The organism is Streptomyces sp. NPDC104367 (genome assembly GCF_055583825.1).
In genome coordinates, this window is sequence record NZ_JBVJND010000044.1 from 1 (window position 1) to 16,013 (window position 16,013).

Here is a 16,013-nt window from a genome sequence, read left to right on the forward strand (position 1 = left end):
CACCCCCCAGGTCATCCGTTCGACAGGGGGACACAGTCATGCCGGGCCCGGAGGCCAGCGGCCCCATTGCGGAGCCGCGAAGAACATAACGGGGGTCGTCGGGGCCCCGTCTCGGCAAGCGGCTTACGCGGCACCGTCGTTGCAGATCGCAACGTCGATTTCGGTGAGGTCAAGGTGTCCGGGCGTGCCTTGAGGGGCTTATGTACGGCTGATACGGTGCGATCGCTTGACACTCGCCCTGCTGCCGAGTATTTGGCCGGGTCCGGGCGGTTGGTGTCGAGTGTCCGCTTTCGAGGCGTTGACAGAGTTTCAGAGTTCTTGACAGACAGAGTCTGGTTGTAACGGGGAGCGGTTGCGTGAAGATCCAGGAGCGTACGGGGGCGGGCGCCGGTCGTTCGGCCGGTCCGGCTCAGCCTTCGGTCGGTGACCGGCTTCCCACGGCCCCCAGGGAGCGCAAGCCCGCGCTGGCCGCGCTCGCGGTGCTGCTGATCCTGCTCGGCGCGCTGGGCGCGACGACGCTCGTGCTGCAGGCCGGCAACCGCATCGAGGTCATCAAGGCGACCGCCGACATCCAGCCCGGCGAGGCGGTGACCGACAGCAACGTGACGTCCGTGCTGGTCGCGGCCGACGACAGCATCAACTACGTCAAGTGGTCCCAGCTCAGCACCCTGAAGACCTTCAAGGCCAAGACGACCATCTACAAGGGCACGGTCGTCATGGGGCAGATGTTCGGCAAGGAGAGCACCCTGCCCTCCGGCAAGGCCACCGTCGGACTCTCCCTCAAGGAGGGCCAGTACCCGGCCGGCCTCAAGATCGGTGACGTCGTCGCCGCCTACCGCGTGAGCACCAACGGCTCCTCCGGCAGCGGTTCCTCCGGCGACAGCTCCTCGTCCTCCGGCGGCGACTCCCCGATCGTCAGCGACGCCAAGGTCAGCTACGTGCCGGACGGCAAGAGCGACGGCGAGTTCGTCAGCAGCACCAACCTGGCCGTGACGCTCACCGTGGACAGCGGCGACGCCGCCGCGCTGGCCCAGGCCGCCGCGTCGAGCTCGGTCGCCCTGGTCCTCGTACCCGGCAACGGCAACTAGAAGGCGGCCGACACCCATGGCGCTCATCGCAATCGCCGCCGACAAGGGTTCCCCCGGCGTCACCACCGCGGCCGTCGCGCTGGCCGCGGTCTGGCCGCGCCGCGTCCTGCTCGCCGAGGCCGACCCGGCCGGCGGCGACCTCGTCTACCGCAGCGCCGCCGCGCACGGCGGACCGCTGAACCCGAACACCGGCATGCTGTCCATAGCCGCCACCGCGCGGCGCGGCCTGGTGCCCGACCAACTCTGGGACCACGTGCAGCCGTTGAGCGGCGGCCTTGAGGTGCTCGTCGGGCTCGGGATCGCCGAGCACGCCGCCGGCCTCGCCGGGCTCTGGCCCACCCTCGGGCACGCCTTCGCCTCCCTCGCCGACTCCCCGAACGCCCCGGCCGACGTCATCGCCGACTGCGGCCGGATCAGCGGCGACACCCCGGCCGTGGAGCTGTTCCCGCACGCCGCCCTGGTGCTGCTCGTCTCGCGCACCGAGCCGGAGGCGCTCGCCCGGGTCCGGGACCGTGCCGCCGCGCTCGCGCAGAGGCTGCACGGCGGCCCGCGCGGCGCCGCCTCCCTCGCCACCCCGCTGATCGGGGTCGTGCTGGTCGCCGACCCGGCCGGCGCAGGCAAGCTGGTCAACCAGGTCAACGACATGCTCGTGCACGCCCAGACCGGCGCCCGTGTGGTCGGCACCATCGCCGACGACCCGGCCGGCGCCGACCAGTTGGCCGGCCGCAGGCGCGGGCGCCTCGACAAGTCCCTGCTGATCCGCTCCGCCCGCAAGGTCACCGCCGACCTCCACCAGCAGTACGGCGCCTCCTGGGCCGTACCGACGCAGGCGCCCCACACGGGGGCCGGCCGATGACCGCTGTCGACCACCAGTTGGTCAAGCGGTTCCGGCAGGACGCCGGCGACCGGATCGCCGAGCAGCGGCGCCAGGACCAGACGTCCGGTGTGACGCCGATGTCCACCGAGGACGAACGGCAGTACGCCCGCGCGGTCATAGCCCAGATCCTGGAGGAGTACGCCCGCGCGGAGATCAACGCCGGGCGCACCCCGCTGGACGCGGAGACCGAGGAGCAGTACGCGGCGGCCGTGCACGCCGCGCTGTTCGGCGTGGGCCGGCTCCAGCCGCTGCTCGACGACCCCGACGTCGAGAACATCGACATCAACGGCTGCGACCAGGTGTTCGTCGGATACAGCGACGGGCGCGAGGTCAAGGGCGATTCCGTCGCGGAGACGGACGAGGAGCTCATCGAGCTGATCCAGGTGCTCGGCGCGTACTCGGGCCTGTCGTCCCGGCCGTTCGACTCCGCGAACCCGCAGCTCGACCTGCGGCTGCCGGACGGCTCCCGGCTCTCGGCCGTCATGGACGTCGCCCGGCGGCCCGCGCTGTCCATCCGGCGCGCCCGCATGGGCAAGGTGTTCATCTCCGACCTCGTCGGCAACGGCACCATGTCGCCCGAGGTCGCGCACTTCATGGCCTGCGCCGTCCGCGCCCGCAAGAACATCATGATCGCGGGGGCCACCAACGCCGGCAAGACCACCCTGCTGCGCGCCCTCGCCAACGAGATCCCGCCCTACGAACGGCTCATCACCGTCGAACGGGCCCTGGAACTGGGCCTCGACACCTTCCACGACCTGCACCCCAACGTGGTGGCGTTCGAGGAACGCCTGCCCAACTCCGAGGGGCAGGGCGCCATCTCCATGGCCGAACTCGTCCGGCGCTCCCTGCGCATGAACCCGTCCCGGGTCATCGTCGGCGAGGTTCTCGGCGACGAGATCGTCACCATGCTCAACGCGATGTCGCAGGGCAACGACGGATCGCTGTCCACGATCCACGCCAACAGCTCCAGCGAGGTCTTCAACCGCATCTCGACCTACGCGCTCCAGGCCTCCGAACGGCTGCCCATCGAGGCCAGCCAGATGCTGATCGCGGGCGCGGTGAACTTCGTCGTCTTCATCCAGCGGCGCAACGACTTCCAGACCGGCGGCCGGCTCCAGCGCATGGTCACCTCGGTCCGCGAGGTCAACGGCGTCGACGGCCGGGTGCTCTCCAGCGAGGTGTTCGCGGAGACGCCCGACGGCCGGGTCGTCCCGCACGCGCCCATATCCTGCCTGGAGGACCTGATGGCCTACGGCTACCAGCCGCAAGGCGCCTGGGGGTGAGGTGACATGAACCTGGACTCCCTGGGCTCCATGGGCGGGCTCTTCTCCACCTCGGTCCTCGTCGCCCTCGGCTGCGGAATCGCCGTCGGCGGCGGACTCGCGCTGCTGATCCTGGCGGTCCGCGGCCTGCCCGCCAAGCCCGACCACGAGAAGCAGCGCGCCAACGAACGGGCCGCCGAACTGGTCCGGTTCGCCGGTCAGCGCGGCTCGCTCGCCGCGATCGTCGGCCTCGTCGTGCTGCTGCTGACCCGCTGGGCGGTGGCCGGCATCGCCGCCGGTGTCCTCGTCTTCTTCTGGGACAAGCTGTTCGGTGGTGCCGCCGAGGAGCGGGCCGCGATGAAGCGCGTGGAGGCGCTCGCCTCCTGGACCGAGTCGCTGCGCGACACGATCGCCGGCGCGGTCGGCCTGGAGCAGGCCATCCCCGCGTCGGCGCGGGCCGCGGCCCCGGTCCTGCGGCCGCACCTCGACGCCCTCGTCGACCGGCTGCGCGCCCGCACCCCGCTGCCCGACGCGCTCCAGCACCTCGCCGACGAGATCGACGACGCGTCCGCCGACATCATCGTGGCCGCGCTCATCCTCAACGCCCGGCTGCGCGGCCCCGGTCTGCGCCAGGTGCTCGGCGCGCTCGCCAAGTCCTCGCGCGAGGAGGTCGACATGCGCCAGCGCGTGATGGCCCAACGCGCCTCCACCCGGCGGTCGGTGCAGATCGTCGTCGCCGTGTCGGTCGCGTTCGTGCTCGGTCTGTCCGTCTTCAACCGCGACTTCGTGTCGCCGTACGGCACGGCGGTCGGGCAGCTCGTACTCGCCCTGGTCTGCGGCCTGTTCGCGCTCGGCTTCTGGTGGCTGCGCAAGCTGTCCACCATCGAGACCCCGCAGCGGTTCCTGATCCGCGACCAGTCCTCCGTGCAGTTCGTCCGGCCGCCGCGCAACGCACCGGGCCAGCCCGGGCAGCCAGGCCAGCCGGGTCAGCAACAGCTTCCCGCTGACGAAGGGGTACGCCGATGAGCCTCACGATGCCGATCATCGTCGGTGTGGTCCTGGGCCTGGGCGTCTACGCCCTGATCCGCGCCCTGATGCCGTCCAGGCGCAGCGCGGTCGCCCAGGTCGCCCGGATCGACGCGATGCGGGCCCGCGGTGCCGCGTACGAGTCGGCGCGGCAGACGCGGGACGCCGGCCGGATCGGCACGCTGCGCGCCGAAGTCGGCGAGCGCGTCGCCGAGTTCTACCGGCAGCAGGGCTGGGAGCAGCGCTCGCTCCGCGCCGACCTCGCCGTGCTGGACCGCAGCTGGGAGAAGTTCCTGGCGACCAAGGTGCTGCTGGCGGCCGCGGGCCTGATCTTCGGCCCGTTCCTGTTCGCCGTGGTCTGGACGCTGGGCGTCGGCCGCAGCCCGGTCGTCCCGGTCTGGCTGGCCCTGTCCTGCGCGGCCCTGTTCTTCTTCCTGCCCGACCTGGAGGTACGCCGGGACGCGGCCGACAAGCGCCGGGACCTCAGGCGGGTCATCGGCGCCTACCTCGACCTGGTGTCGATGAGCCTCGCCGGCGGCCGCGGCCTGCCCGAGGCCCTGATGGCGGCGGCCGAGGTCTCCGACGGCTGGGCCAACCAGCGCATCCGCAACGCCCTGTCCGACGCCCGGATCACCGGCGTCAGCCAGTGGCAGGCGCTCGGCGCGCTCGGCGAGGAACTGGGCGTCGAGGAGCTGAAGGACCTGTCGGCCTCGCTGGCCCTGGTCGCGGACGACGGCGCCAAGGTCCGCGAGTCCCTCGCCTCCCGCGCGGAGACCATGCGCCACCGCGAACTGGCCGAGATCGAGGGCAGCGCGGGCGAGAAGTCCCAGTCGATGCTCGTCGCCCAGCTGCTGCTGTGCGCCGGCTTCCTGGTTTTCCTGATCTTCCCGGCGGCGATGCGGGTGTTCCAGGTGAGCTGATGTTCTGTGCTTCGGGATGAGCTGATTCGAGAACCTTCGCCAACTGCTGTATCGAGAGGACAAGTCATCATGAACGGACGGAACTTCAGCACCGGTATCCCGGCGATGGACTTCCTGGTCACCTTCCTGCGGGCGCGTGTGGAGCGGGCCCGCTCCGGCGAGCTGGACCGCGGCGCCTCCGCCGTCGAGTGGGTCATCATCTCCGCGGTCGTCGTGGCGATCGTGGGCGTCGTGGCCGCCATCATCAACGCCGCCCTCAGCGACGGCGCCAACAAGGTCGGCGACTGCATCAAGGGCGCCAGCGCGAGCAAGACCTGCTGAACGGGCGGACGTACGACAACGGGGTGACGGGGTGACGGGGATGTCTGTGGGCGTGGGCAGGGGTCCGCGCGGCTGGATACGCCGCCGGGCGGCCGCCGCGCGCGGGGACTCGGGCGACTCGGGCATGACGGCCATCGAGTTCGTGCTGCTCACCCCCGTCCTCTTCTTCATGATCTTCGCGACGGTGCAGTTCGCGCTGTACTTCTTCGCCGACCACGTGGCCCAGGCGGCGGCCCAGGCCGGCGCCCGCAAGGCCCGTGCCACCGCCGACGCGCAGCCCGGCGCCTGGCGCGGCGAGGCCCGCGACGTGGTCGACTCCTACATCAGCCAGCTCGGGCCGCAACTGGTGCTGGCGCCCGACGTGAAGACGCTCCAGCCGGAGCAGAACACGGTCGGCGTCGAGATCACCGCGCGCATCCCGACCGTCTTCCCGGGCCTGGGCCTGACGGTGCACGCGCAGTCGTCGGGACCGGTGGAACGCTTCGTGGAGGACAACTAGATGCCCGCCCGCCCCGGAGCGGCCCGTGACGCCTCCCGTGACGCCTCCCGTAAGAGAGCCCGTGAAGGGGCTTCGGACGACCGGGGGTTGTCGACCGTCGAGGTCGTCATCCTCGCGCCGGTCATGATCCTCTTCATCCTGGTCCTGGTCGCCTTCGGCCAACTCGTCGACGGACGCGGCGCGATCGACGGCGCCGCGCGCGACGCGGCCCGCGCCGGCTCCATCCAGAAGGACCACGCCACGGCCATGTCGGAGGCCCAGAAGGCCGCGGACGCCGACCTGTCGGACGTCTGCTCCGGCCCGGTCTCCGTCGTCCAGACCAGCCAGGGCTTCGAGCCCGACACCATCTTCACGGTCGAGGTCAGCTGCGAGGTGCGGGGCCTGGCCATGCTGGGCCTGGACATCCCGACGACGCTCACCGCGAGCTTCTCCTCACCGCTCGACCCCTTCCGGAGGGCGGCATGAGCATCGCCGTGCTGCGCACCTGGTGGACCGCACGGCGGCTCCGCCTGGACGACCGCGGCTCGGGCGCCGGCGCGGTCATCATCTTCGCCCTGGTGTTCCTGTCGCTGTCCGCCTTCGTCATCGACGGCGGGCTGTCCATCTCCAAGCGCGAACGCGCCGCCGACATCGCGGAACAGGCGGCCCGTTACGCGGCGCAGGACATCGACGTGGACAAGCTCTACGAGAACCAGGGCGCCGCGCCCATCAACTACCAGGACTGCGACGCCCGGGTGAAGACCTTCGCCCGTGAGATGGACATGTCGGCGGCCGACATCGCCGGCACGCACTGCACCGCCGCCGACGCCCAGCAGGTCCAGGTCGAGGTCCAGCTGACGTACCAGCCGGTCTTCACCGGGATGTTCTACGGCGGCGCCATCGTCGTCCACGGCGAGGCGACCGCGGTCAACGAGGTCGGCTAGGCGCTCCGCTGGGGTGGGCCGGGACTGCGGCAGGAACAGGCTGATGCTGGGGGAGGCCGGGATCGCCGCCAGGTCGGTCGGGGCTGCGGCCGGGGCAGGCCGGGATCGTCGCCGGGGCGGGGCGGGGCGGGGCGGGGCGGGGCTGCGGCAGGCAAGGGTTGGGACCCCCACTGGGGAAGGCCGGGACCACCGTCGGAAGGGCCGGGGCTGGTGTCGGTCGGCTGTGCGACTGCTTTTGGCCGGCTGGGGTGCCGTCGTCGTCGGTCGCGCGGTTGTCCGGGCGGCCTCGGGCGCTGCCGGACCGTGGTGGACTTCGCCGGACCCGCTCAGGGGCGGTGCTCGCGACCCCCGCCGTGTCCGTGGCCACCGGGGTTCCCGTGGCCGTGGCCGTGGTCGTGCTGCGGCGGGCAGTCGTCCGTGGGCGGGGTGGGTTCCCCCGCGGGCGGGCTTTCCACGGGCGTCGGGTCCTCGGTGACGGGCGGGTCCGTCGGCTCCGTGGGCGGGGTCGGGTCCTGCGACCCCGCCGGGGGAGCCGGTGCGGTCGGCTGTGCCGGGGGAGTGGACCCGGCGGGCGCCGACGGCTCGGGCGTCGCGGGCGGGGCCGAGGTCTCCCCACCGCTCCCCGAGCCCGTCCCGTCCGTCCCGCCCGGACCGCCTGGCACGGACGACGGCGACGGCGACGGAGATGCGGCCGTGTCCCCGTCCCCGGACGGCCCTGTCGCCGTTCCCGGGGGCGGCTCCTCGCCGCCTCCCGCCGTCACGGCCACCGGCCGGGCGGAGGGCAGGTCCGTCGGGCTCACCGCCGCCGTCGGTGTCCCGCCCACCGGTATGCGCGCCCCCGGCGCGTCGGCCACGGGCGTCCGCCGGGCCGGTGCCGACGGGGTCTGGCCCGTGCCGAGGACGAGCACCAGGGCGGTCGTCCCCGCCACCAGCGCCCCGGCGGCGACCACGACCGGGGTTTTGGCGCCCCCGGCGGTGACGGCGTGCCGCAGGCCGTGCAGCAGCCCCCCGCCCGACTGACCCGCCGCTGCCCCGGCCCCGGCCCCTGCGGCCCCGGCCCCGGCCCCGGCGCCGGTGGCCGCCGTCAGTGTCAGCAGGAAGCGGCCCGCCGCACCGCCCACCGCGAACACCAGCAGGGCCGGCCCGACGAGTGCGGGGAGCCGGTCGTTGGCGCTCATCAGGGCGGTGAGCCGGCTCCGGCAGTCGTCGCAGCCGTCCACGTGGGCGAGCAGCCGGTCGGACTGGCGTTCCGTCGCGCCGCCGCGCACGTACGCGGGCATCCGGCCCCAGTGGACCTGGCAGGCGGGGTCGTCCGGGGCGCCGGTCTGAGTGTTCAGAAAGGCCTGCCGCATGCCTTCGCGGGCACGGTGCAGCAGTACGGCGGTGGCGCCCTCCTTGGTGCCGAGCTGCGGCCCGATCTGCGCCAGCGGCTGCCCCTCGGCCTCGGCCAGCCAGAGGGCCTTCACCCAGCGCTCGGGCAGCTGGGCCAGCACCCGCACCAACAGGTCGACGGAGGAGACGTGTTCGGCGGGGTCGTCGCCGTGCCGGCCGGCCTCGGCGGGGTCGGCGGCATGCGGGTCCCGGGGCAGCTCGCGGACGGCGCCGCTCGCGGCGTAGGCGAGATGCCGGACGGTCGTCGTCAGGTACGCCGACACGTTGTCGATCCCGTGCCCCTCGGCCAGCCGGCGCCACACCCGGAAGTGCGCCTCGGCCACGAGGTCCTCGGCCAGCCAGGCGTTCCGGGTGAGCGAACGCGCGTACGCGACGAGCCGCGGCTGCTGTTCCTCGTAGATCCGGGCGTAGTCGCTGGTGCTGATCGCTGCAGAGGAACCGTCGGGCATGGCGGAACGCTCCAGTTGCCGGCCTTGCGGCGGGGGAAGGGGTGCCAGGCTAGATGGCGAAACTTTCAAGCACAGGTTCAGGAGAGCTCGAAGGTGACACAAGTCACTCAACTCACTTGTGTTTCCCGCGTAATCAAACCGCCGCCCGCGGCTCTCACTGTCGACGGCCCACCAGCGCACCCCGGAGACGAACCGTGCCCATCACCCTCGAACAGCCCACCGGTGCCCGCCTGCTCACCGCCGACGAGCAGGAGGTGGCGGTCCCCGCGACCCTCCGGTACACCTCGGCCGACCCGCAGGCCGTGCACTTCGTCTTCCCGCCGTGGATCTCGCTGGACGGCGAGGAGGTCACCTGGTCCTTCGCGCGGACCCTGCTGGAGGAGGGCCTGGCGGGCCCGGCCGCGCTCGGCAACGTCCACGTGCGCCCCTACGGCACCGCCCGCACGGTCGTCGAACTCCGCGCGGCGGAGGGCGTGGCGGCGATCACCTTCCCGACCTCCGCCCTCACCCGCTTCCTGCTGTCCTCGCTGCGGGTCGGCGGCTGACGGGCCGGGGCCGGTTGTGCGGGGTGTGTGGAGGGTCGGTGCGCGGTAACTCCGGCCTATGGTGCGGGTCTTGGTGAAACGGGAGGAAACGGGCGGCTGTTGGTCGTTCTTCCCCTTCGACGCTGTCGGTGCCAGTCAATAGGATCGTGAGGGGGACCTCGGCTGGCTCGACGTGCCCCCGGCCCACTCCTTCCGCACACGACCCCGGGACACCCGCCATGGCGCGACGCAGCACATCAGGCTCGACGGGAAGACCGACGGGCACTCCGTCGGGTCCGCGCAACCGGACCCCGCAGCCGGTGCGGATGCGGCGGCGTTCGTTCGGGGACGTCGTCAAGGCGTTCCTCGCCTTCGTGGCGCTGCTCGTGCTCGTGGTCGGCGTCCCCGGCGCCCTCGCCGTGACCGTCGGCTGGCCGCTGCCGCACAGCGCGCCCACCATGGACTGGCTGTCGCAGCCGATCGGCGTCGAGACGTTCCTGAACGCGCTGACGGTCGTCGTCTGGCTGGCCTGGGCCCAGTTCACCGCCTGCGTGCTCGTGGAGGTCAAGGCCGCCGTCTCCGGCGTCGGCCTGCCCAGCCGCGTCCCCGGCGCCGGCCCCAGCCAGCTGCTCGCCCGCCAGCTCGTCGCCGCGCTGCTGCTCGTCGGCGCCACCGCCGCCAGCTTCACCCCGGGGCTCTCGCAGCTCGGCCACAGCCTGGAGGGCAACCAGAGGGGCACGGTCGCCACCGCCCAGGCGACCCCCGGCATCCTCGCCCAGCAGCAGGAGCAGGCCAGGAGCACCGCCGCCGCCCTCGCCGAACAGGCCGGCCATGTCGCGGCCCGGGCCGAGCACGGCTCCACCGCCGCCCACGGCACCACGAAGTACTACCGGATCCAGCCGCCCGAGGGCCGCCACCACGACTCCCTGTGGGAGATAGCGCAGCGCCACCTCGGCGACGGCCGCCGGTACAAGGAGATCTACGAGCTCAACAAGGACCGTGTCCAGCCCGACGGCTCCCGCCTCTCCGAGGCCAGCCTCATCCGCCCCGGCTGGATCATGGAGATGCCCGGCGACGCGCACGGCGGCGAACTCGTCGAGAACCCCGACGCGCACGTCTCCCCGGAGGTCCGGGAGCAGATCGGCGACTACGCCCGGACCGGCGACCACGCCCAGCACCAGAACCAGCAGCAGGGCGGCGGGCAGCACGCGGACCAGGACGGCGCCACGGCCCGGATCACCGTGCCCGCCCAGCGCCCCGCCGGTGACCTGGGCACCCCCGCGGCACAGCCGCAGGAGTCCGCCGGCTCCACCGGCCGGTCGGCCGCCCACTCCGCCGGCCACTCCTTCGGCCTCCCCGAGTCCCTGCTCGGCGCGCCGCTCCTCGCCGCCGGCCTGCTCGCCGCCCTCGGCCGCCGGCGCCGCCAGGCCCTGTGGCAGTCGGCGCTCGGCGCCGTCGGCGGCCGGCGCGGCATGGAACCCCCGACCCCGACCGGCGACGCCCAGGACGTCCAGGACGCGCTGCTGGTCGGCGCGGACCCGGAGGGCGTACGGCAGCTCGACCGGTCGCTGCGCGCCCTGGCCGCGTCGCTCACCGCCGAGTCCCGTTCGCTGCCCGTCGTCTACGCGGCCTGGCTCGGCCACGGCGATCTGCACCTCCAGCTCGCCCAGCCGGCCGGCAAGCCCCCGGCGCCCTGGCAGCTCGGCCAGGACCAGACGTTCTGGACCCTGTCCCGCGCGGACGCCGAGCGCTGCGAGGACACCGACGCCGCCGCCCCGTACCCCGGCCTGGTCAGCCTCGGCACCATGGACGACTCCCGGCTGCTGCTCAACCTGGAGGCCGTGCCCGGCATCGTCTCGCTGAGCGGCCGCGAGGCCGACCGGGCCGCCGTGTTCGCCTCCGTCGCCGCCGAACTCGCCACCAACGGCTGGTCGGACCGTATGACCATCACCCTCGTCGGGTTCGGCGCCGACCTCACCGCGCTCGCCCCCAACCGGCTGCGCCACCTCGACGACGTGGACGCGCTGTTCGAGACGATGGAGGCCGAGACCCGGCAGCGGCGCGGTGCCCTGGGCGCCGCCGGGCACGACTCCGTCCTCACCGGCCGCACCGGTCCGGCCCAGCACACCCGCTGGGCGCCGAACCTGGTGCTGCTCGCCGCCCAGCCGTCCGCCGAGGACGCGGTGCGGCTCGCCGAACTCGCCGCCGACGCGGGCCGGCTGGGCATCGGCTACCTGGTCGGCACCGAGAGCACGGACCTGCCCGGCGCCGCCTGGGCGATGGAGATCACCCCGGACGGCAGGCTCCTCGCCCCGCTCCTCGGCCTCGAACTCCAGGCCCAGCAGCTGCCCGTCGTGCAGCAGCGCGCGGTCGTCGAACTCTTCGTCGAGGCCGACCCCGAGCGGGACCCGGACGGGCCGACCAACGCCCCGCCGTTCCTCGTCGACATCAGCGAGCAGGGCCGTCCCGCGGTGTACGCGCGGCTGGTCGGACCGTACGAGATCATCGGCCTGGACCATCCCGACGGCGAGCGCAGCGCCCTGCTCCACGAGGCGCTCGCGCTGCTCCTGCTGCACCGGGAGGGCGTGCACCCGCGCGTGCTGTCGTCCGCGCTGTGGCCGCGCGGGGTGACGGAGGACGTCCGCGACGCCCTCCTGGACCGGCTGCGGACCTGGCTGGGCACCGACCCGGACGGCGGCCAGCGGCTGCGCGCCGACTCCGCCGGGCGGCTCACGCTCGCCAAGTCCGTCGTGTCCGACCTGGACGTGCTGCGCTCCCTCTACCACGAGGCCACGCAGGGCAAGGGCGTCGACAGCCGCGCGGTCCGCGGGCGGCTCCTCACCGACGCGCTCGTGCTGGTGCGCGGCCCGCTGCTCGCCGACCGCGCGGAGGGCCGCTACCGCTGGCTCACCCACGAGATCATCGACGCCCAGCTGCCGCTGCTCGTCGCCGACATCGGTCTCGCGCTGTCCGCGTTCCACCTGGAGAAGGACCGCGCGGAGAGGGCGATCGAGGCGCTCGGCGCGGCCCTGCGGACCGCTCCGGCGGACGAGCGCCTGTGGAACGAGCTGCTGCGCGCCACCCACGCCACCGGCGACCCGGACCGGGTCCGCGCCCTCGCCGCCGACCTCGTCACCCGCAGCGGGGCGCGCGGCCTGCCGCCGCGTACCGAGGCCCTCCTCGACGAACTCCTCCCGACCTGGCGCGACGGCGCCACCGCGACGGGATGACGACCGCCCTGGACGTGGCCCTCCCGGCCGTCGCCGCCCTCTGGGGCGCGGCGGCCGGCGCCCTGCTGCCCCGGGCCGCGTACCGCTTCTCGGTACCGGCGGGCGAGGACTGGCGTACGACCTGCCCGGCGGGCCACCCCCTCGTCGGCTGGCTGGGCACCACCCCCTGCACCGCCTGCCCGACCGCCTCCGACGGCACGGACGGCGAGGACGGCGAGGACGGCGAGGACGGCGAGGACGGCGAGGACGGCGAAGACGGCGAAGACGGCGAAGGCGCTGAACCGGTGGCCGCCGACGGCGAGGCCGCCCCACCGGGGCCACCCGCACCCGACGACGAAAGCCGCACGGGTGGTACGGGCGGGAAACCCGAAGCCGCAACCACCCACGGATCCGCAACCACCCACGGACCCGCACCCGCACCCGCCGCACCCGCACCCGCCCCCGTCCGCACCCCGGCCACCCTCCCCCTCGCCCTCCCCCTCGCTCTCGCCACCGCCCTCGTCTGCGCGGTCCTCGCCCTCGCCACCGGCACCCGACCGGAGCTCGCCGTCTGGCTGCTCCTGGCCCCCGTCGGCGTACTCCTCGCCGTCGTCGACTTCCGGGTGCAGCGGCTGCCCGACCCCCTCACCCTCCCCTTCGCCGCGGCGGCCCTCGCGCTCCTGGGCGCCGCCGCCCTGCTCCCCGAGCACGCCGGCCACTGGCCCACCTCCCTCTACGCGGCCCTCGCCCTCGGCGCCGGCTACTTCCTGCTCTTCCTCGTCAACCCCGGTGGCATGGGCTTCGGCGACGTGAAGCTCGCCCTCGGCGCCGGCGCCGTCCTCGGCTGGTACGGCTGGCCCACCGTGCTCCTCGGCACCTTCGCCGGCTTCCTGCTGGGCGCGCTCTACGGCGGCGCGCTGGTCGCCGTAGGCCGGGCCGGGCGCAAGACGGCGATCGCGTTCGGGCCGTTCCTGATCGCGGGCGCGTTCGCGGGACTGCTGGTGGGCGCCTACACGGCCTGAGGCCGGGCCGTCCGAAAGGCGGTCACGGCCCTGGCGTAGGCTGGTTCGGTCCGTCCACGAGCCATTACGAAAGGGACGCGCCTGGTGACCGAGAAGGCCGACCCTCAGTCCGTCCTCGACCGTGCCGCAGCCGGTGGGCGGATCACTCCGGAAGAGGCGCTGGACCTCTACCGCGACGCCCCGCTGCACGCGCTGGGGGCCGCCGCCGATGCCGTACGCCGCCGCAAGTACGCCGGTACCGAGCACATCGCGACGTACATCATCGAGCGGAACATCAACTACACGAACGTGTGCGTCACGGCGTGCAAGTTCTGCGCCTTCTACGCGGCACCCAAGGACCGGGACAAGGGCTGGACCCGCGAGCTCGACGACATCCTGCGCCGCTGCGCGGAGACGGTCGAGCTGGGCGGCACCCAGATCATGTTCCAGGGCGGCCACCACCCCGACTTCGGCGTCGAGTACTACGAGAAGAACTTCAAGGCGATCAAGGACGCGTTCCCGCAGCTGGTGATCCACAGCCTGGGCGCCTCCGAGGTCGAGCACATGGCCCGGATCTCCGGCGTCTCCGTCGAGGAGGCCATCACCCGGATCCACGAGGCCGGCCTGGACTCCTTCGCGGGCGCCGGCGCGGAGCTGCTCCCCGCGCGCCCCCGCAAGGCCATCGCGCCCCTCAAGGAGTCCGGCGAGCGCTGGCTGGAGATCATGGAGACGGCGCACAAGCTGGGCGTCGAGTCCACCTCGACGATGCTGATGGGCACCGGCGAGACCAACGCCGAGCGCATCGAGCACCTGCGGATGATCCGTGACGTCCAGGACCGCACGGGCGGCTTCCGGGCCTTCATCCCGTACACCTACCAGCCCGAGAACAACCACCTGAAGGGCCGTACGCAGGCCACGCTCTTCGAGTACCTGCGGATGATCGCGATCGCCCGGGTCTTCCTCGACAACGTCCAGCACATCCAGGGCTCCTGGCTCACCACCGGCAAGGAGGTCGGCCAGCTCTCCCTCCACTACGGCGCGGACGACCTCGGCTCGATCATGCTGGAGGAGAACGTCGTCTCCTCGGCCGGCGCCAGGCACCGCTCCAACCGGCTGGAGATCATCGACCTGATCCGCAAGGCGGGCCGCGTCCCGGCGCAGCGCGCCACGACGTACGAGCACCTCGTCGTCCACGACGACCCGGCGAACGACCCGGTCGACGAGCGCGTGATGTCCCACATCTCCTCGACGGCGATCGAGGGCGGCACCGCGCACCCCGAACTGAAGCTCCTCTCGTCCAACTGAGGCGGCGGTGGAGACGATTCACACGGCGGACCGGGTGCACGTCACCTGGGACGCCGAGCCGATCGAGAACGGCGCGGTGGTGGTCGGAGGGGACCGGATCGACGCGGTGGGGCCGTACGACGAACTGCGCGCCCGTTTCCCGCAGGCGCGGGTCCGCACCTGGCCGGGCGCCCTCGGTCCCGGCCGGGTGCACGAGGGCCCGCTCCCGGACGCCCCGAGCCCGCGCGAGCGCGTCCACGCGGTGCTGAAGCTGGGCGCGACGGCGGTGCTGGAACGGCACACCGCCGACCCCGCGCTGCGGGCGGCGGCCGGCCGCAACGACGTCGCCGTCCTCCCGGACCCTTACGGGCCGCCCGCGCTCGTCCCGGCCGGCCGCGCCGACCTGGCCGTCTTCGTCGAGACGGGGGAGTGCGTCGCCACGGTGTGCGCGGGCCGCCTGGTGCACCGACGACGCTGAGCGCTCCGCTCGACGCGCCGTGACGTCGTCCTGACGAGCCGTGACGTCGTCGGCCGGCTGCGGCGTCGTAGCCGTGGCGTCGTCGGCCGGCTGCGGTGCCGTCGGCCGGCTGCGGTGCCGTCGTGGCCGGTCGGCGCAGTTCCCCGCGCCACTTCGGGCGCTGCCGGACCGCCGCTCAGCCCTTCCGCTGCCGCCGCCGGAGCGCGCGGCGTTCCTTTCCCGGCAGGGTGCCGGCCAGCTCGCCCACCGGGGCGACGTCGTGGCCGCCGTCCTCCCGGCCGCTGCACCACCACACCGGCGGGCCGTCGGCGGGCTCCGGAGGTCCCGTGTGCGTTCCGAGCCCGTGTTCCCGGCAGACCGGCCAGGCCTGCCAGAGCAGTTCCATGACGGTCGACTGTGCCGCGTCGGCGACGCACCCGAGGACCACCGCCGTGTCGTCCGGCTCCGGCGGGGCGTCCTCCTCCATGGTGCAGTCGTACACCGGGTTCCCGTGCCAGCGGCCGTCGGACAGCGCCACGTAGACCTGGTCCCGGTCGGTTCCCTCCGGTGCCGAGGGCTCCCGGGCGGGGGTGACCATCAGGACCAGCGGGTCCTGGTCCGGCAGGGTCGCGGTCAGGTCGCGGTTGACCACGGCGAGCGCGGCCTGGGCCCTCGGCCACTCGCCGGGCTCGGCCCGCCTCGGCTCGGGCGTCCGCCACCGGTCGCCGTCACCGGGACCGACCCGCTCGTAGGAGAAGTAGCTCACCGGCACATCGTCCCA

General features: G+C 73.5%; 16 protein-coding genes. 14 read left to right on the forward strand and 2 right to left on the reverse strand.

Translation table 11 applies throughout. The features are described 5' to 3' along the window. Nucleotides 1-356: 356 nt before the first annotated feature. The 9 genes from ACZ619_RS40680 (at nt 357) to ACZ619_RS40720 (ending at nt 6,916) form a co-directional block, all read left to right on the forward strand. Nucleotides 357-1,088, forward strand: coding sequence for an SAF domain-containing protein (locus ACZ619_RS40680; protein ID WP_469610477.1), 732 nt, complete (start codon nt 357-359; stop codon nt 1,086-1,088). Between the two features lie 16 nt (nt 1,089-1,104). Next, a complete protein-coding gene (locus ACZ619_RS40685; protein ID WP_469610480.1) occupies nt 1,105-1,944 on the forward strand; it encodes a hypothetical protein in 840 nt (279 codons plus the stop codon). Then, nucleotides 1,941-3,248 carry a CpaF family protein gene (locus tag ACZ619_RS40690; RefSeq protein ID WP_469610482.1) on the forward strand — a complete coding sequence of 436 codons (1,308 nt, stop codon included), beginning with the start codon at nt 1,941-1,943 and terminating at the stop codon, nt 3,246-3,248. The genes ACZ619_RS40685 and ACZ619_RS40690 overlap by 4 nt, the downstream gene beginning before the upstream one ends. Before the next feature lie 30 nt (nt 3,249-3,278). Further along, complete coding sequence (locus ACZ619_RS40695) at nt 3,279-4,253, forward strand: type II secretion system F family protein (RefSeq protein ID WP_469610607.1); 975 nt, start codon at nt 3,279-3,281, stop codon at nt 4,251-4,253. After that, nucleotides 4,250-5,173 (forward strand): type II secretion system F family protein, encoded by a 924-nt coding sequence (locus ACZ619_RS40700; protein WP_469610485.1) that lies wholly within the window; start codon nt 4,250-4,252, stop codon nt 5,171-5,173. Before ACZ619_RS40695 ends, ACZ619_RS40700 begins: the two co-directional genes overlap by 4 nt. Before the next feature lie 69 nt (nt 5,174-5,242). Further along, nucleotides 5,243-5,494: a hypothetical protein gene (locus ACZ619_RS40705; RefSeq protein WP_469610488.1), complete on the forward strand. Its 252-nt coding sequence runs from the start codon at nt 5,243-5,245 to the stop codon at nt 5,492-5,494. Between the two features lie 40 nt (nt 5,495-5,534). Then, the gene (locus ACZ619_RS40710; protein ID WP_469610490.1) at nt 5,535-5,993 is read left to right on the forward strand and encodes a TadE family protein; all 459 of its coding nucleotides are present in this window, start codon (nt 5,535-5,537) and stop codon (nt 5,991-5,993) included. After that, on the forward strand, nt 5,994-6,458 hold the full coding sequence (locus ACZ619_RS40715; protein ID WP_469610493.1) for a TadE/TadG family type IV pilus assembly protein: 465 nt from the start codon (nt 5,994-5,996) through the stop codon (nt 6,456-6,458). It abuts the gene before it with no gap. Next, the gene (locus ACZ619_RS40720; protein WP_469610496.1) at nt 6,455-6,916 is read left to right on the forward strand and encodes a TadE/TadG family type IV pilus assembly protein; all 462 of its coding nucleotides are present in this window, start codon (nt 6,455-6,457) and stop codon (nt 6,914-6,916) included. Before ACZ619_RS40715 ends, ACZ619_RS40720 begins: the two co-directional genes overlap by 4 nt. A gap of 326 nt (nt 6,917-7,242) precedes the next feature. Here ACZ619_RS40720 and ACZ619_RS40725 read toward each other — a convergent pair whose 3' ends face one another. Further along, nucleotides 7,243-8,757: a sigma-70 family RNA polymerase sigma factor gene (locus ACZ619_RS40725; protein WP_469610498.1), complete on the reverse strand. Its 1,515-nt coding sequence runs from the start codon at nt 8,755-8,757 to the stop codon at nt 7,243-7,245. Nucleotides 8,758-8,951: 194 nt separating this feature from the next. Here ACZ619_RS40725 and ACZ619_RS40730 point away from each other — a divergent pair, with 194 nt between their 5' ends. From ACZ619_RS40730 to ACZ619_RS40750, 5 genes are all read left to right on the forward strand, one after another. Then, entirely contained in the window at nt 8,952-9,302 is a 351-nt protein-coding gene (locus ACZ619_RS40730) for an SsgA family sporulation/cell division regulator (RefSeq protein ID WP_469610499.1), read from the forward strand. A gap of 218 nt (nt 9,303-9,520) precedes the next feature. After that, complete coding sequence (locus tag ACZ619_RS40735; RefSeq protein WP_469610501.1) at nt 9,521-12,511, forward strand: BTAD domain-containing putative transcriptional regulator; 2,991 nt, start codon at nt 9,521-9,523, stop codon at nt 12,509-12,511. After that, nucleotides 12,508-13,512 (forward strand): prepilin peptidase, encoded by a 1,005-nt coding sequence (locus ACZ619_RS40740; RefSeq protein ID WP_469610504.1) that lies wholly within the window; start codon nt 12,508-12,510, stop codon nt 13,510-13,512. The genes ACZ619_RS40735 and ACZ619_RS40740 overlap by 4 nt, the downstream gene beginning before the upstream one ends. A gap of 84 nt (nt 13,513-13,596) precedes the next feature. Further along, on the forward strand, nt 13,597-14,796 hold the full coding sequence (gene mqnC / locus ACZ619_RS40745) for a cyclic dehypoxanthinyl futalosine synthase (protein WP_469610507.1): 1,200 nt from the start codon (nt 13,597-13,599) through the stop codon (nt 14,794-14,796). Between the two features lie 7 nt (nt 14,797-14,803). Continuing rightward, entirely contained in the window at nt 14,804-15,253 is a 450-nt protein-coding gene (locus ACZ619_RS40750) for an imidazolonepropionase-like domain-containing protein (RefSeq protein WP_469610510.1), read from the forward strand. 175 nt (nt 15,254-15,428) lie between these two features. Here the strand turns inward: ACZ619_RS40750 and ACZ619_RS40755 are convergent, their stop codons facing one another. Next, nucleotides 15,429-15,998, reverse strand: a complete 570-nt coding sequence (locus tag ACZ619_RS40755; RefSeq protein ID WP_469610513.1) for a hypothetical protein — start codon at nt 15,996-15,998, stop codon at nt 15,429-15,431. Nucleotides 15,999-16,013: the final 15 nt, after the last annotated feature.

Excerpts from the sequence above, each read along its gene's own strand:
- ACZ619_RS40685 (WP_469610480.1), top strand. The coding sequence starts at position 1,105 with ATGGCGCTCATCGCAATCGCCGCCGACAAGGGTTCCCCCGGCGTCACC.
- ACZ619_RS40690 (WP_469610482.1), top strand. The coding sequence starts at position 1,941 with ATGACCGCTGTCGACCACCAGTTGGTCAAGCGGTTCCGGCAGGACGCC.
- ACZ619_RS40695 (WP_469610607.1), top strand. The coding sequence starts at position 3,279 with ATGGGCGGGCTCTTCTCCACCTCGGTCCTCGTCGCCCTCGGCTGCGGA.
- ACZ619_RS40700 (WP_469610485.1), top strand. The coding sequence starts at position 4,250 with ATGAGCCTCACGATGCCGATCATCGTCGGTGTGGTCCTGGGCCTGGGC.
- ACZ619_RS40705 (WP_469610488.1), top strand. The coding sequence starts at position 5,243 with ATGAACGGACGGAACTTCAGCACCGGTATCCCGGCGATGGACTTCCTG.
- ACZ619_RS40710 (WP_469610490.1), top strand. The coding sequence starts at position 5,535 with ATGTCTGTGGGCGTGGGCAGGGGTCCGCGCGGCTGGATACGCCGCCGG.
- ACZ619_RS40715 (WP_469610493.1), top strand. The coding sequence starts at position 5,994 with ATGCCCGCCCGCCCCGGAGCGGCCCGTGACGCCTCCCGTGACGCCTCC.
- ACZ619_RS40720 (WP_469610496.1), top strand. The coding sequence starts at position 6,455 with ATGAGCATCGCCGTGCTGCGCACCTGGTGGACCGCACGGCGGCTCCGC.
- ACZ619_RS40725 (WP_469610498.1), bottom strand. The coding sequence starts at position 8,757 with ATGCCCGACGGTTCCTCTGCAGCGATCAGCACCAGCGACTACGCCCGG.
- ACZ619_RS40735 (WP_469610501.1), top strand. The coding sequence starts at position 9,521 with ATGGCGCGACGCAGCACATCAGGCTCGACGGGAAGACCGACGGGCACT.
- ACZ619_RS40740 (WP_469610504.1), top strand. The coding sequence starts at position 12,508 with ATGACGACCGCCCTGGACGTGGCCCTCCCGGCCGTCGCCGCCCTCTGG.